Source organism: Streptomyces sp. NPDC104309 (assembly GCF_055584025.1).
On sequence record NZ_JBVJMV010000018.1, the window covers coordinates 110,107 to 125,299 of the forward strand.

The 15,193-nt window shown below is 71.1% G+C and carries 16 protein-coding genes; 11 read left to right on the forward strand and 5 right to left on the reverse strand.

The genetic code is table 11. The features are described from left to right. Positions 1-25: 25 nt before the first annotated feature. Positions 26-355: a hypothetical protein gene (locus tag ACZ68L_RS25640; protein ID WP_469580868.1), complete on the forward strand. Its 330-nt coding sequence runs from the start codon at positions 26-28 to the stop codon at positions 353-355. Positions 356-651: 296 nt separating this feature from the next. Here the strand turns inward: ACZ68L_RS25640 and ACZ68L_RS25645 are convergent, their stop codons facing one another. Further along, complete coding sequence (locus ACZ68L_RS25645) at positions 652-1,413, reverse strand: phosphoglyceromutase (RefSeq protein ID WP_469580698.1); 762 nt, start codon at positions 1,411-1,413, stop codon at positions 652-654. 217 nt (positions 1,414-1,630) lie between these two features. On the opposite strand from ACZ68L_RS25645, the gene ACZ68L_RS25650 reads away from it, so the two are divergent. Next, a complete protein-coding gene (locus tag ACZ68L_RS25650) occupies positions 1,631-2,983 on the forward strand; it encodes an MDR family MFS transporter (RefSeq protein WP_469580701.1) in 1,353 nt (450 codons plus the stop codon). 10 nt (positions 2,984-2,993) lie between these two features. Here the strand turns inward: ACZ68L_RS25650 and ACZ68L_RS25655 are convergent, their stop codons facing one another. From ACZ68L_RS25655 to phoU, 3 genes are all read right to left on the reverse strand, one after another. Next, positions 2,994-3,335: a hypothetical protein gene (locus ACZ68L_RS25655; protein ID WP_469580707.1), complete on the reverse strand. Its 342-nt coding sequence runs from the start codon at positions 3,333-3,335 to the stop codon at positions 2,994-2,996. A gap of 134 nt (positions 3,336-3,469) precedes the next feature. Then, positions 3,470-3,619 (reverse strand): hypothetical protein, encoded by a 150-nt coding sequence (locus ACZ68L_RS25660; RefSeq protein WP_469580709.1) that lies wholly within the window; start codon positions 3,617-3,619, stop codon positions 3,470-3,472. A gap of 229 nt (positions 3,620-3,848) precedes the next feature. After that, positions 3,849-4,526 (reverse strand): phosphate signaling complex protein PhoU, encoded by a 678-nt coding sequence (gene phoU, locus ACZ68L_RS25665; protein WP_361446439.1) that lies wholly within the window; start codon positions 4,524-4,526, stop codon positions 3,849-3,851. A 198-nt stretch (positions 4,527-4,724) separates the two neighbouring features. On the opposite strand from phoU, the gene phoR reads away from it, so the two are divergent. Both phoR and phoP read left to right on the forward strand, forming a co-directional pair. Next, the gene (phoR, locus tag ACZ68L_RS25670; protein ID WP_469580713.1) at positions 4,725-5,999 is read left to right on the forward strand and encodes a two-component system sensor histidine kinase PhoR; all 1,275 of its coding nucleotides are present in this window, start codon (positions 4,725-4,727) and stop codon (positions 5,997-5,999) included. A 5-nt stretch (positions 6,000-6,004) separates the two neighbouring features. After that, the gene (gene phoP / locus ACZ68L_RS25675) at positions 6,005-6,676 is read left to right on the forward strand and encodes a two-component system response regulator PhoP (RefSeq protein ID WP_465270482.1); all 672 of its coding nucleotides are present in this window, start codon (positions 6,005-6,007) and stop codon (positions 6,674-6,676) included. Between the two features lie 85 nt (positions 6,677-6,761). On the opposite strand, the gene ACZ68L_RS25680 is transcribed toward phoP, so the two are convergent. After that, positions 6,762-7,409 carry a copper chaperone PCu(A)C gene (locus tag ACZ68L_RS25680; protein ID WP_469580716.1) on the reverse strand — a complete coding sequence of 216 codons (648 nt, stop codon included), beginning with the start codon at positions 7,407-7,409 and terminating at the stop codon, positions 6,762-6,764. 632 nt (positions 7,410-8,041) lie between these two features. Between ACZ68L_RS25680 and ACZ68L_RS25685 the strand changes: the two genes are divergently transcribed. The 7 genes from ACZ68L_RS25685 (at position 8,042) to ACZ68L_RS25715 (ending at position 15,121) form a co-directional block, all read left to right on the forward strand. After that, complete coding sequence (locus ACZ68L_RS25685) at positions 8,042-8,524, forward strand: CarD family transcriptional regulator (protein WP_006380568.1); 483 nt, start codon at positions 8,042-8,044, stop codon at positions 8,522-8,524. Positions 8,525-8,857: 333 nt separating this feature from the next. Continuing rightward, the gene (gene ispD / locus ACZ68L_RS25690; protein WP_469580718.1) at positions 8,858-9,604 is read left to right on the forward strand and encodes a 2-C-methyl-D-erythritol 4-phosphate cytidylyltransferase; all 747 of its coding nucleotides are present in this window, start codon (positions 8,858-8,860) and stop codon (positions 9,602-9,604) included. Further along, the gene (gene ispF / locus ACZ68L_RS25695; protein WP_469580720.1) at positions 9,594-10,115 is read left to right on the forward strand and encodes a 2-C-methyl-D-erythritol 2,4-cyclodiphosphate synthase; all 522 of its coding nucleotides are present in this window, start codon (positions 9,594-9,596) and stop codon (positions 10,113-10,115) included. The genes ispD and ispF overlap by 11 nt, the downstream gene beginning before the upstream one ends. 249 nt (positions 10,116-10,364) lie before the next feature. After that, entirely contained in the window at positions 10,365-10,769 is a 405-nt protein-coding gene (locus ACZ68L_RS25700; protein ID WP_361446428.1) for a PPOX class F420-dependent oxidoreductase, read from the forward strand. A 141-nt stretch (positions 10,770-10,910) separates the two neighbouring features. After that, positions 10,911-12,314 (forward strand): cysteine--tRNA ligase, encoded by a 1,404-nt coding sequence (gene cysS, locus ACZ68L_RS25705; RefSeq protein ID WP_469580724.1) that lies wholly within the window; start codon positions 10,911-10,913, stop codon positions 12,312-12,314. An 83-nt stretch (positions 12,315-12,397) separates the two neighbouring features. After that, the gene (gene rlmB, locus ACZ68L_RS25710) at positions 12,398-13,354 is read left to right on the forward strand and encodes a 23S rRNA (guanosine(2251)-2'-O)-methyltransferase RlmB (RefSeq protein WP_469580727.1); all 957 of its coding nucleotides are present in this window, start codon (positions 12,398-12,400) and stop codon (positions 13,352-13,354) included. A 105-nt stretch (positions 13,355-13,459) separates the two neighbouring features. After that, positions 13,460-15,121, forward strand: a complete 1,662-nt coding sequence (locus ACZ68L_RS25715; protein ID WP_469580731.1) for a DoxX family membrane protein — start codon at positions 13,460-13,462, stop codon at positions 15,119-15,121. Positions 15,122-15,193: the final 72 nt, after the last annotated feature.

Genomic DNA, 15,193 nt, shown 5'->3' on the forward strand with positions numbered 1-15,193 from the left:
TCGGCTCTCTACGGATGGTGTCGTGATGTGGTGCGCGCACTGGCGCTGGGTGCCGTTGGACCTGGCGCGGGAAGCGCGGGAGAGGTCGGCCGCCGAGTGCGTCGACAGGGCCGTGCAGTGCCAGTTGTCCACGCACGGCGGCGATGGGCACTACGGCCTCCTCGACGACGTCGGCGAGTACGGGACCGCGCTGTGGCTCCGCCGGCGGGAGAGAACCGAGGTGGGCCTGGTCGTTCTGCCGGACTGCCCGGTGGTCGCCCCGGGGCCCGGCGGTGAGGGCTGCTGTCTGTTCGCCGGCCACACCGAGCAGCACACCTGGGAAGACACCTTGGAGGAGGTCTCGTGCCCCATCTGATCACGAGCCCGCACAACGACACGTTCCTCGTCCGCCCCGACTCTCCAAGCGGAATGCAGACCAGGCGCCCAGTCGTGATTCTCGACGGCATTCCGGAAGAGACTGCCGGGAGCGCGGTCGCGGCCCTCCGCGATGCGGGAGGACAGGCAGAGCTGAGGCAGCGGCCGGAACCACACTCCGCCGGTCCTGTCGCCTGACGGCCCGGTCGAGCAGCTCACGGCCCGGAGACGGCCCCAGCACAGCACGAGGCCCCCACCAACGGCTAACCCGCAGATAGGGGCCTTGACCAGGCAGGGTTACTTCTTCTTGCCCTGGTTCTTCACGGCCTCGATCGCGGCCTTCGCCGCGTCCGGGTCGAGGTAGGTGCCGCCCGGCTTGATCGGGCGGAAGTCGGCGTCCAGCTCGTAGGCGAGCGGGATGCCGGTCGGGATGTTCAGGCCCGCGATGTCGGCGTCGGAGATGCCGTCGAGGTGCTTGACCAGGGCGCGGAGGCTGTTGCCGTGGGCGGCGACCAGGACCGTGCGGCCGGCCAGGAGGTCCGGGACGATGCCGTCGTACCAGTACGGCAGCATGCGGACCACGACGTCCTTGAGGCACTCGGTGCGCGGGCGCAGCTCCGGCGGGATCGTCGCGTAGCGCGGGTCGTCGCTCTGCGAGAACTCGGTGCCGTCCTCCAGGGCGGGCGGCGGGGTGTCGTACGAGCGACGCCACAGCATGAACTGCTCCTCGCCGAACTCGGCGAGCGTCTGCGCCTTGTCCTTGCCTTGCAGAGCGCCGTAGTGGCGCTCGTTCAGCCGCCAGGAGCGGTGGACGGGGATCCAGTGGCGGTCCGCGGCTTCCAGCGCGAGCTGCGCGGTGCGGATGGCGCGCTTCTGGAGGGAGGTGTGCAGGACATCGGGGAGCAGACCGGCGTCCTTGAGCAGCTCACCGCCGCGGACTGCCTCCTTCTCGCCCTTCTCCGTAAGGTTGACGTCCACCCAACCGGTGAACAGGTTCTTCGCGTTCCATTCGCTCTCGCCGTGGCGGAGGAGGATCAGCTTGTACGGTGCGTCGGCCATGGCTCTGAGCGTAATCGACGCCGTACGGGCGCTGCGCGGGCCGGTCACAGGGCGGACAGGCGGGCGAGTGAGGGGTGTCACAGGCCCCGGGGCCTGTGACGATTGACGGGCGGCGTCAATTGACTGGCGGACCGCAATCCGGGGTTCGTAATGTTCGGACAGTCGCCGGGCCTCTTACCGGCGGTGCTCGTTCCGTACTTCCCTGGGGGGATCCCGAATGTCTGTCGCCGGTCTCAGACGGGCCGTACACGAGTCCGTGTCCGGTCTCCCCAGGGAGTTCTGGTGGCTGTGGACCAGCACGCTGGTCAACCGCCTGGGCGGGTTCGTCGCCACGTTCATGGCGCTCTACCTGACCCTGGACCGGGGCTACTCCGCCTCGTACGCCGGACTGGTCGCCGCGCTGCACGGGCTCGGCGGGGTCGTCTCCTCGCTCGGGGCGGGGGTGATGACCGACCGGCTGGGCCGTCGGCCCACCATGCTCATCGCGCAGAGCTCCACCGCCGCGTCCGTGGCCGTCCTCGGGTTCATGGTCCATCCGGTGGCCATCGCGGCCGTCGCCTTCGTCGTCGGCATGGCCAGCAACGCCTCGCGGCCCGCCGTGCAGGCGATGATGGCCGACATCGTCCGGCCCGAGGACCGGGTGCGGGCCTTCTCGCTCAATTACTGGGCGATCAACCTCGGCTTCGCCGTCTCCTCCGCAGGGGCCGGGTTCGTCGCCGAGTACAGCTATCTCGCCGGGTTCCTCGGCGAGGCCGCGATGACCCTCGGCTGCGCCCTCGTCGTCTTCATGAAGGTGCCCGAGTCGAGGCCCGAGAAGGCGGCGGTGCCGGAGCGCGCGGCCGGCGGCGCGGACGAGGTCCGGCTCTCCACCGTGCTGCGCGACGGGCGGTTCATGAGCGTCGTGGGGCTGTCCTTCGTCATCGCCCTGATCTTCCAGCAGGGGTACGTGGGGCTGCCGGTGGCCATGGGGGCGGACGGGTTCTCCAGCTCCGACTTCGGGACCGCCATCGCCGTCAACGGTGTGCTGATCGTGGTGCTCCAGATCCCGGTCACCCGCTTCATCCAGCACCGCGATCCGCGCCGGCTGCTCATCGTGTCGTCGCTGCTGGCGGGGTACGGATTCGGGCTCACCGCGTTCGCCGGGTCGGTCGCCGTGTACGCGCTGACCATCTGCGTCTGGACGGTCGCCGAGATCGTCAACTCGCCCATCCAGAGCAGCCTGGTGGTCCGGCTGTCGCCCGCCCGGGGCCGGGGCCGCTACCAGGGCATGTACACGATGTCCTGGTCCGCCGCCGCGCTGGTCGCGCCGCTGATGTCGGGCGCGGTGATCGACCGGTTCGGGGCGCAGTGGCTGTGGGGGGCGTGCGCTGTCCTGGGGACCGGGGCCGCGCTCGGCTACGGGCTGCTGATGCGGAATCTGCCGGGGGAGGACAGGGGCGGCAGCCGGGTGGCGGAGAGCGGCAGCTCTTCGGCCGGCTCCGGGGCCGACCGCGCCACCGGAAGCGGAAGCGGAACCGGCCGCGACGCCGGAACCATCGGGGCCGAGCCTTCCGTCGAGCCGATGGGGTGAGACGCCCGGTCTACGGGGCCGGGCTCGCGGCGCGGGCCCGGTTGGACGGGGACTCCCGCCGACGCGGTACGCAGGACGGCCCGTCGCCCTCTCCCCGGCCCCGCGCCCAGAAGTAGATGCCGATCGCGTACGAGACCAGCGCCACCGTGTTGAAGCGGCCGTACCGTCCGCCGTCCGGGAGGAAGAGGTCTTCGAGCGCGTAGCGGCCTCGGTGCACCAGGTAGAAGCCGATCAGGTCGATCGCGGTCCACGGGACGAGAACGACCAGCAGCACCAGCACCAGGTTCACGAAGTGCGAGACGAAGTCGCCGGCCAGGCCGACCGCGATCAGCGGCGCGGCCGCCGGCACCACGGCCGACACCGTGCCGCGCGCCGTCTGGAAACGGGCGGCCCCCGGCACCGCGTCCGCACACGAGGGCGCCCCGCGCGAAACGGAGAGCAGTCCGTCCCGCGCGGGGCGCCCTTCCGGCTCCGCCGGCCGACCGGTCAGCCGCTGCAGCCGCCGCACTGGCACGGGGCCCCGGACTGGCACCCGCACCCGCAGCCGGAGCCGCAGCCGCAGGCGCCGAGGACGGTCAGGCGCACCACGTCGGCGGGCGCCTCCTGCTGGGGATCGGTCGTGGGGGAATCGGCCATGGTTCCTCCTCAGGACGTACGTCAGGGCCGTACGCCACTGCGACGCGCGCACGACCGGGGCGTACGGACAAGTCGTGCCGCCCCACCCCATTGGATGCCCACCCGGGCGGGCGCATCAACAGCGCACACGCGCAGAGACACATGTGCGACCCTGTGCGACCGCGCACGCCCTCACGGGCCAGAGGCCCCCTGGCCCGTGGCCCCCGGCCCGTGACCTCCGGCCTTGCGGCTACGCGCCCTCCACCGGGGTCGGCTGCTGGATCTCGTCGGCGTGCTCGCCCGTCACCAGGTAGACCACACGCTTGGCGACCGACACCGCGTGGTCGGCGAAGCGCTCGTAGTAGCGGCCGAGCAGCGTCACGTCGACGGCCGTCTCGATGCCGTGCTTCCAGCGGTCGTCCATCAGGTGCTGGAACAGCGTGCGGTGCAGCAGGTCCATCTCGTCGTCGTCCTGCTCCAGCTGGAGCGCCAGATCGACGTCCTTGGTGATGATCACCTCGGCGGCCTTGGCCATCAGGCGCTGTGCCAGCTGGCCCATCTCCAGAATGGTGGCGTGCAGGTCGTGCGGCACCGCCGATTCCGGGAACCGCAGCCGGGCCAGCTTGGCGACGTGCTGGGCGAGGTCGCCCGAGCGCTCCAGGTCGGCGCTCATCCGCAGCGAGGTGACCACGATCCGCAGATCCGTCGCCACGGGCTGCTGGCGGGCGAGCAGGGCGATGGCCCGCGCCTCCAGGTCGTGCTGGAGGTCGTCGACCTTCTGGTCCGCGGCGATCACGCTCTCCGCGAGCTTGAGATCGGCATCGAGCATGGACGTCGTCGCCCGGCCGATCGCCGACCCGACGAGCCGGGCCATCTCGACCAGTCCCTCGCCGATCGAGTCGAGTTCCTCGTGGTAGGCGTCACGCATGGAAGTCCCTCTCCAGTCCTGTGTGCAATGCCGGGGCAGGCTGTGAGCCCCACGCTGCCACCCTGGGCGGCGTACGCGTCGCCTTCCGGCCGACCAAGTGAACCAACCCTTGCCCCTCGGTGAACTCTGGGCGACGAGTGTTCGGATACGCACTCGGATGGCTGGGAGAGTCCTCCGGCACCCGCATAACCTTGACGTATGGACGTGAACGCGGCAGTCGCCGCAGCTGCGGCGATCGGCGGTGCTTGTACCGGCGTGATCGCCATGCTGGCGTTCCGCTGGAGCGAGCGCGACCAGAAGAAGCCGACGCGGACCTCCCTGCGGCCCGACAGCAACGCGCCCCTGCCCCCCGGGGTGGACACGGTCCTGTCCGTGCTCAGTTCCTCCGCGGTCGTCCTCGACGAGAGCGACAGCGTGGTCAAGGCCAGCTCCGCCGCCTATGCGCTGGGACTGGTCAGGGGCGGGCGGCTCGCCGTCGACGCGATGCTGCACATGGCCAGGGACACCCGCCGCGACGGTGAGATACGGCAGGTCGAACTGGACCTGCCCCGGCGCGGTACGGGCCGCGGCGAGGCCCTCGCGGTCTCCGCCCGGGTCGCCCCGCTGGGCTCCCGGCTGGTGCTTCTGCTGGTCGAGGACCTCACCGAGGCCCGCCGCATAGAAGCGGTACGGCGCGACTTCGTCGCCAACGTCAGCCATGAGCTCAAGACCCCGGTCGGCGCGCTCTCGCTGCTCTCCGAGGCCGTGATGGACGCGTCCGACGACCCGGAGGCGGTGGAGCGGTTCGCGGGGCGGATGCAGATCGAGGCGACCCGGCTGACCAACCTCGTACAGGAGATCATCGACCTCTCCCGGGTGCAGAACGACGACCCGCTGGAGGACGCCGAGCCGGTCCGGGTCGACGAGCTGGTGGCCGAGGCCATCGACCGCTGCCGCCAGCAGGCCGGTTCGAAGCAGATCACCATGGCAGCGGGCGGCACCGCGGAGCTCCGCATCTGGGGCAACCGCGGTCAGCTCGCCGCGGCACTCGGCAACCTCGTCGAGAACGCCGTCAACTACAGCCCCGCCCGGACCCGAGTGGGCATCGCCGCCAGGCGGCTGTCCGTACCCGGCGGGGACCAGATCGAGATAGCCGTGACCGACCAGGGCATCGGCATCTCGGAGAAGGACCGCGAGCGGGTCTTCGAACGCTTCTACCGCGTCGACCCGGCCCGCTCCCGGGCCACCGGTGGCACCGGCCTCGGCCTCGCCATCGTCAAGCACGTGGCCGCCTCGCACGGCGGGGAGGTCACGGTCTGGAGCTCGGAGGGCCAGGGCTCCACCTTCACCCTGCGGCTGCCCGAAGCGGGCTCCGTACGGGAACGGGACCGCCGCTCCGGCGGACCGCTCATCGTCAACGGCGACGAGGGCCCCTACGGACCCGCTCACCCCGACACCCGTGAACCATTCCCAGCCCCGGAGGTCCTTCCGTGACCCGAGTGCTCGTCGTCGAGGATGAGGAATCCTTCAGCGACGCCCTGTCCTACATGCTCCGCAAGGAGGGCTTCGAGGTCGCCATCGCGGCCACGGGCCCGGACGGGCTTGACGAGTTCGAGCGCAACGGCGCCGACCTCGTCCTGCTCGACCTGATGCTGCCGGGCCTGCCCGGCACGGAGGTCTGCCGTCAGCTGCGCAGCCGGTCCAATGTCCCCGTGATCATGGTCACGGCCAAGGACAGCGAGATCGACAAGGTGGTCGGCCTGGAAATAGGAGCCGACGACTACGTCACCAAGCCGTTCTCCTCGCGGGAGCTCGTTGCCCGCATCCGCGCGGTGCTGCGCCGCCGCGGTGAGCCCGAGGAGGTCACACCGGCCGCCCTGGAGGCGGGCCCGGTCCGGATGGACGTGGACCGCCACGTCGTCACGGTCGCCGGCGGCAAGGTCGACCTCCCGCTCAAGGAGTTCGACCTGCTGGAGATGCTGCTGCGCAACGCGGGCCGGGTGCTGACCCGGATGCAGCTGATCGACCGGGTCTGGGGCGCGGACTACGTGGGCGACACCAAGACCCTCGACGTCCACGTCAAGCGCCTGCGCGCCAAGATCGAGCCCGACCCGGGAGCGCCGCGCTTCCTGGTGACGGTGCGCGGTCTGGGCTACAAGTTCGAGCCGTAGACCGGCGGGTGCACGACGGCGGAGGGCGCCCCCCCGAAAAGGAGGGCGCCCTCCGCCGTTCACGCGTGTGCGTACCGGGGCGCGGTCAGCCCGCCGAGGCGGACGCGGCGTCGGTCGGGGCGACCGTGTCGTCCGCGGAGTCGGACGCGCCCGGCGCACCCGGGTGCGCGGACGTGGAGCCGGTCGGCGTCGCGGGCGACTTCGACGGCAGCGTCGGCAGCGAGCTGGGACCGAAGCCCGTGAAGTAGCTGGTCGCCGGGACGACGAACGCGCCGAGCGGGATCTCCCCGGTCGAGCTGAACTTGAAGACGACGGGCTGCACGTTGCCGGCCTGCGCGGCCTCGTGGCTGTTCTCGATCACGGCGGACGCGTTGCCCTTGCCGCCGAGAACCACCCTGCCGCCGGCCGGGACCACGATGGGTCCGGAACCCTTGGCGGCGTGCAGCTGCACCGCGACGCTCGTACCCGGCAGGGTGACGGCGTCCAGGGTCTGCTGCTTGGTGCCGTTGTTGAACAGCGTCGCGGAGACGACCGCCGGGCCCTCGGCGCCGCGCTCGGGCTGGGTGATGACGTTCGCGTTCTGGATGCTGATGTCACCGGAGGTGGTGGCCGCGCTGTCCGGCCTGACCTTCAGCGTCGCTGCGTCATTGCCCGCACCGCACGCGGCGAGCGAGGCGATCGAGAACACGATGGCGGTGGCGGCGAGAGCGCCGTGTCGAAGGCTGCGGCTCACGGCGGCGGCAACTCCTTGAACGTTCGGACTGCGGACGGGTGGGGCGGGCGACGTAAAGCCGCCCTAAGGATGTGTCAGCGGCCTTAGGCTACCGAGCCGTCCCTTCCGCCCCGCACCCGACCCGCCCCTACGCGCCCCTTCGTGCTCCGGCGGTTGCCGGGGCGGGTGCCCTTGGCCGGTCCCGCACCCGGCCGGGGTTTGCGGACTGGCGCACGCCGAAACCCGTCGACATGCACCGTTCACATATCGCCCGTGATCAATTCATGGAGCGTGGCGCATTCCTTGCGCATAACCGATCACGGCGAGGCGTTGAGCAATATCCATTGATCAACCACACTTACGTCCGTACGGGTGATCGATGCTCGAACGGACTACGTAAAGTTCACCATCCGGAATCCGGCAAACCGGGACGTTAGACCACTTCGGAGGGGGGTTCCGGGGTGTGTGACGTGCGTGTTTCACCTCGCCCGTACAGCCGCTCCGACCTGCGAATACCGTCCCCCGAGAACCTTCCGCAGCACGTACGTGTTGCTGTTGTCAAGCCCCGAGATATGCCCTGACCTGCGAAAACGCCATTCAGGAGAAGCTGTTCTCGTGTTACCCTTGATAGCCACGGAAGGGGTACCTGTCACATGACGTTCAAGGTTGGCGACACCGTGGTCTATCCCCATCACGGGGCCGCGCTGATCGAGGCTATCGAAACTCGCCAGATCAAAGGCGTGGACAAGACCTACTTGGTGCTCAAGGTCGCCCAGGGCGACTTGACGGTTCGCGTGCCGGCGGACAATGCGGAGTTCGTGGGCGTACGCGACGTGGTCGGGCAGGAGGGGCTGGACCGGGTCTTCGAGGTGCTGCGCGCACCGTATGCCGAAGAGCCGACGAACTGGTCCCGGCGCTACAAGGCAAATCTGGAGAAGCTCGCCTCCGGCGATGTCATCAAGGTCGCCGAAGTGGTTCGCGACCTGTGGCGTCGTGAGCGCGAGCGCGGACTCTCCGCAGGTGAGAAGCGGATGCTCGCCAAGGCTCGCCAGATTCTGGTGAGCGAGCTCGCTCTCGCAGAGAACACGAACGAAGACAAGGCCGAGGCTCTGCTCGACGAGGTACTCGCGTCCTGAACCGGCTCGCGCCGGTCTCGAAAAAATGTGCCGCGGTGCCCGCTGACAACCGTATTCACGGTATGTCGTCGGGCGCTGCGGCATGTCTGGATTCAGCCATGGCGTGTCCGGATTGCGTCCCCGACTCACCGATGCGTTGGCTTCATCGCCAATCCCCCGGATACGTTGCTCGCGATCTTGTGCAGCCGATCCCGAGCGGCCGGTGCGGCTTGTCCGAATCGACCGGATGTCACGGAAGGGCCCGGTCGAGTCAGGGCGTGGCACCCGGCTCGCTTGTGGCCATACCCATGTCGGCTGTGGAAACAAACATGCCGAAGCTTCGGAGTGCAACCGATGTCTGATCTATCGCGTCCGTACCGCACGGCCGCCGTGATTCCCGCGGCCGGCCGCGGCGTACGGCTCGGCCCGGGAGCCCCCAAGGCGCTCCGCGCGCTGGGCGGGACGCCCATGCTCATCCACGCGGTACGGGCCATGGCGGCCTCCCGTTCCGTCTCCCTGGTCGTCGTCGTCGCGCCGCCGGACGGCGCCCCCGAGGTCAAGAACCTGCTCGACGAGCACGCCCTGCCCGAGCGCACCGACTACCTCGTCGTACCGGGTGGCGACACCCGTCAGGAGTCGGTGCGCCTGGGCCTCGACGCCCTGCCCGAGGACGTCTCCGTCGTCCTCGTCCACGACGCGGCCCGCCCGCTGGTGCCGGTCGACACGGTGGACGCGGTGATCGAGGCGGTACGGGACGGCGCGGCCGCAGTCGTCCCCGCGCTGCCGCTCGCCGACACCGTCAAGGAGGTCGAGCCCGGCGCACCGGGGGTACCGGAGCCGGTGCTCGGCACGCCCGTGCGGGCCCGGCTGCGCGCCGTGCAGACCCCGCAGGGCTTCGACCGCGGCACGCTCGTGCGCGCCCACGAGACCGTCGCCGTCAGCGGCGAGGGTGCCACGGACGACGCGGGCATGGTGGAGCGGCTCGGGGCGCCCGTCGTGGTCGTCCCCGGGCACGAGGAGGCGTTCAAGGTGACCCGGCCGCTGGACCTGGTGCTGGCCGAGGCGGTACTGGCGCGCAGGAGGGCCAACGATGGCTTCTGAAGAAACGATGCCCTCCGAGGGACGGACCGGACCGGTGATCCCGCTGGTCGGGATCGGTACCGACATCCACGCCTTCGAAGAGGGCCGCGAACTGTGGTGCGCGGGGCTGCTGTGGGAGGGCGAGGGGCCCGGTCTGGCCGGGCACTCCGACGCCGATGTCGTCGCGCACGCCGCGTGCAACGCGCTCTTCTCGGCCGCCGGGCTCGGCGACCTGGGGCAGCACTTCGGCACCGGGCGGCCCGAGTGGTCCGGCGCCGCCGGGGTCACCCTGCTGACCGAGGCGGCGCGGATCGTACGGGCCGCGGGCTTCGAGATCGGCAATGTCGCCGTACAGGTCGTCGGCGTACGGCCGAAGATCGGCAAGCGGCGCGACGAGGCGCAGCGGGTGCTGTCGGCGGCCGTGGGGGCGCCCGTCTCGCTCTCCGCCGCCACGTCCGACGGGCTCGGCTTCACCGGTCGGGCCGAGGGTCTCGCCGGGATCGCGACGGCACTGATCCACCGCGCGGGCTGATCCACCGCGCGGCCCCGCCCCGTCGTCCTGGCCCCGTCGTCCTCGCCGGAACACGCCCGGCCGGTGCCGCGCCGGGCTCCCGTCACCCGGACGGCCGACTCCCGCGCCTGCGTGCGCGAGGTCCTCGGCAACGGCCCGTTCCTCGTGTACGACCACCCTTCCGGCGGCCGGGAACGGGAAGCGGGAGCGCGGGAACCGGGTTGGGATACGGGGAGGAGCACCACCGATCCCCCTGAGAGGACGTACGCCATGACCGCCGCACTCTCCGCAGAACTCAAGGCGCTGCTCGACACCCCCGTCTTCGTCACCGTCGCCACCGTCCAGCCCGACGGCAGCCCCCAGGTCTCCCCGGTCTGGGTGAAGCGCGACGGCGACGACCTGCTCTTCTCCACGACCGTCGGCCGCCGCAAGGAGCGGAACCTGCGCCGGGACCCGCGGGTCTCCGTCGTCGTGCAGCCCTTCGCCGCTCCGTACACGTACGCCGAGGTGCGCGGCACCGCCGAACTCAGCACCGAGGGCGGTCAGGAGCTCATCGACGAGCTGTCCGCGAAGTACACCGGCAAGAAGTACGCGGAGTTCAACCCCTCGGCCGCCGACGACGCCGAGCGCGTGGTCGTCCGGATCACCCCGCGAAAAGTCGTCGGCCGGATCTGAGGCCTCCCGGTGTGCCGGCCACGAGCGGTCGGCGACGCCCGCGATCGGCACGTGGCGGGGAGAGACCCCGCCACAAGAAACTTTTCCCCGCGATCCCCGAGGGGTCGCGGGGCACTGGTGCGCGCCCACTACCCTTGAGGCGTGACTATTCGCCTGTACGACACCAGCGCCCGGAAGATCCGTGACTTCGTACCGCTCACCGCGGGCTGTGTCTCGATCTACCTCTGTGGCGCGACCGTCCAGGCCGCCCCGCACATCGGGCACATCCGGTCGGGGCTGAACTTCGACATCATGCGCCGCTGGTTCGAGTACCGCGGCTACGACGTCACGTTCATCCGGAACGTCACCGACATCGACGACAAGATCATCGCGAAGTCGGCCGAACAGGGCCGCCCCTGGTGGGCCATCGGGTACGAGAACGAGCGGGCGTTCAACGCCGGCTACGACGCGCTCGGCTGCCTCCCGGTCACGTACGAACCGCGAGCGACCGGCCACATCACCGAGATGATCGAGATGATGCGCGGCCTGATCGAGCGCGGTCACGCCTACGCGGCCGACGGCAACGTCTACTTCGACGTGCGCTCCTACCCCGGCTACCTGGAGCTCTCCAACCAGGACCTGGACGATCTGCGCCAGCCGTCCGGCGAGGGCGAGACCGGCAAGCGCGACCAGCGCGACTTCGCGATGTGGAAGGCGACCAAGCCGGGCGAGCCCAGCTGGGAGACCCCGTGGGGCCGCGGCCGTCCCGGCTGGCACCTGGAGTGCTCCGCCATGGCCCACAAGTACCTCGGCACCGCCTTCGACATCCACGGCGGCGGCATCGACCTGATCTTCCCGCACCACGAGAACGAGATCGCCCAGGCCAAGGCGTACGGCGACGAGTTCGCGAAGTACTGGGTGCACAACGGCTGGGTCACCATGTCCGGCGAGAAGATGTCGAAGTCGCTGGGCAACTCGGTGCTGGTCAGCGAGATGGTCAGGGCGTGGCGCCCGATCGTGCTGCGCTACTACCTCGGCACCCCGCACTACCGGTCGATGATCGAGTACAGCGAGGAGGCCCTGCGCGAGGCCGAGTCCGCGTTCGCCCGGATCGAGGGCTTCGTGCAGCGCGTCACCGAGAAGGCGGGCGAGACGGTCGAGCCCGCCGACGAGGTGCCGCCCGCCTTCGCCGAGGCGATGGACGACGACCTGGGCGTCCCGCAGGCGCTCGCGATCGTCCACACCACGGTCCGGCAGGGCAACTCCGCACTCGCCGCCGACGACAAGGAGGCCGCCGTCGCCCGGCTCGCGGAGGTCCGTGCGATGCTGGGTGTCCTCGGCCTCGACCCGCTCGACGAGCACTGGGCCGGCGAGAGCGACCGCGGCGACGATCTGCACGGCGTCGTCGACACACTCGTGCGCCTGGTCCTGGACCAGCGCCAGTCGGCCCGCGAGCGCAAGGACTGGCCCGCCGCCGACGCCATCCGCGACCAGCTCAACCAGTCCGGTCTCGTCATCGAGGACAGCCCGGCCGGACCACGGTGGACACTCGGCCCGCGCCAGTAGTCCTCCCCATGTGCCGCCCGGCCTTCCGGGCGGCACACTTCACTTACGTACGCATGTCTGAGAAGAAACGAAACAGGTAGGTCATGGCCGGGAACAGCCAGCGCAGGAACCGCCGCACGTCCAACAAGAAGGGCGCGCAGGTCGGCAGCGGTGGGCAGCGACGCCGTGGCCTCGAAGGCAAGGGCCCGACGCCTCCCGCCTCCGCCCGCAAGGGACACAAGAAGAACCGCGTCGCCAACGCCCAGGCCAAGCAGGCCGCGGCCCGCCGCCCGGCGCCCCGGCGCGGCGGCGCCAAGGGCACGTCCGAGATGGTCGTCGGCCGCAACCCGGTCTACGAGGCCCTGCGCGACGGCGTCCCGGCGACGACCCTGTACGTCCAGCAGTACATCGACAACGACGAGCGGGTCCGCGACGCGCTCCAGCTCGCCGGTGAGCGCGGCAACATCAACCTGATGGAGGCCCCGCGCGTCGAACTGGACCGGATGACGAACGGCCTGAACCACCAGGGCCTCGTCCTCCAGGTCCCGCCGTACGAGTACGCGCACCCGGAGGACCTCACCGCCGCCGCGTACGACAACGGCGAGGACCCGCTGATCGTCGCCCTCGACGGCGTCACCGACCCGCGCAACCTGGGTGCGATCGTCCGCTCCGTCTCCGCGTTCGGCGGGCACGGCGTGGTCGTGCCCGAGCGGCGCGCGGCCGGAATGACGGCGGGCGCGTGGAAGTCCTCGGCGGGCACGGCCGCCCGTACGCCGGTCTCCCGGGTGACGAACCTGACCCGGGCCCTGGAGGGCTACCAGAAGGCCGGTCTCACCGTCGTCGGCCTCGCCGCGGACGGCGAGCACACCGTCGAGGACCTGGAGGCCCTCGACGGCCCCGTCGTCATCGTCATCGGCAGCGAGGGCAAGGGCCTGGGCCGCCTCGTCGGCGAGACCTGCGACTACCGGGTCCGCATCTCGATGCCGGGCGGCGCGGAGTCGCTGAACGCCGGTGTCGCGGCCGGGATCGTCCTGTACGAGGTCGCGCGGCGCCGGGCCTGAGACGCACCCGGACGGGGGGCGGCCGACCGGGGCGCCCCCCGTTGACGGGTCTCGGACACATCGGGCCCGTCAAGGCAGTGTCCTAAACACACATCACTCGGTTAGATGAGTGTGGACACCAGAACGCCTCGGTTCGACGAACAACCCGCCCTGAGCATGACCAAGGTGGACTGCGACCCCGCGCAGGTCATCGTCAACCACGCCAGCTTCCGGGTACAGCTCGGCCCCGGCCAGCGCACGCGGCTGCGCGGTCTGGCTCCCGCGGGCGCGACCAGGATCCCCGCCATGAGCGGCGGCGCCGGAGCGGTGCGCGGCAGGCGCTCGCCCGTCGTGTGGAGCGGCAGGTCCGCCCCGGGCGATCCCGGCGCCACCGGGCTCCTCCAGGCCGTACGGAACTCCACCGTGGGCCGCCCGACCTCCGCGTACGACTCCTACGATCCCCACGCCCCCCGCACCGGCCACGACTTCGACGGCGGGCTGGGCGGCACCCAGGTCATCGAGCGCCTGGAAGAGACCCAGCCCAACCCCGTCATCACCGCACCCCGCCGGCCGGGCCGCCACGGCAACGGCCCGCTGCTGCCGCCCATGCGCCGGGCGGTCGGCGCCTACGACGCCGTCGACACCGGACCGTACGGCCGTGCGGCGTACGACGACGGTGAGTACGACGACGGTGAGTACGACGACGCGTACGACGACTTGACCGAGGCCCGGGACCGGCGGCACGCCAACGACTCCGTACGGCACGCGTACTACCCCGGGCGCCGTATGAACCTCGGCGTCGTGCTGCTGCCCATGCGCGTCTTCCTCGGCTTCATCTCCATCTACGCCGGCATGGGCAAGCTGTGCGACCCCGTCTACTTCGACGGCGGCGAGCGCGGCTCCATGGTCAAGTGGCTGACCTCGCTGCACCCCTGGGCGCTGGCCGAGCCGCTGCGCGACTTCGCGCTCTCGCACCCCGTAGGCGCCGGACTCACCGTCGCCTTCCTCCAGGTCGTCGTCGGCGTCCTCACCGTCCTGGGCCTCTGGCAGCGCGTCGCCGCCTCCGTCGGCGCGCTCCTCTCCGCCGCCCTGCTGGTCACCGTCAGCTGGCGCACCGTCGCCGTCTACGACACGCCCGACATCATCTACCTCGCCGCCTGGAGCCCGCTGATCATCGCGGGCGCCCCCGTCTACTCCGTCGACGGGCGGCTCGCCGGCGAGGCCTGGCGCAGGCTCGGCCCGCGCTCGGCGATCTGGGACCTCCGCCGCCGGGTGCTGCGCCGGGGTGCCGTCGTCGCCACCGTGGTCGTCGGCCTCACCCTGCTCGTGGGTTCCATGCTCGGTGGCGCGGTCCGTTCCTCCGGGGTCGTCACCGTGCCCGGTCCGAACGGCAACCCGACCAACCAGCTCCCCGGCTCCCCGCTCCCGCAGGAGTCCCATGGCCGCCGGGCCTCCCACACGCCCGACGGGCGACGTCCCTCGCCGTCCCGCAGCAGTGCCTCCACCACTCCTTCGGCCAAGGCGTCCACGCCCGCCGCGGACTCCGTACGCGAGTCCGGCCAGGCGGCCGGTGCCGGGCAGCCCAGCCAGACCCGGGGCACCGTGCAGCAGCCCCCGCAGCAGACGGCCCCGCAGCCGCCTCCGTCCGGCAGTTCCGGCCCGAGCTCCTCCGGCTCCACCGGCGCCGGCGGCAGTTCCGCGACCGGCGGATCGGACGGCGGCGGCGGCTCCACCGGCGGTACGTCCGGCGGCGGCGGGCAGAACCCCATCGGCGGTCTGCTCGGCTGAGCCGCCGGGTCGGCGCAGGACGGAGGGGCGGTCACCGGAACGAACCGGTGACCGCCCCTCCGTCCTGCCGCG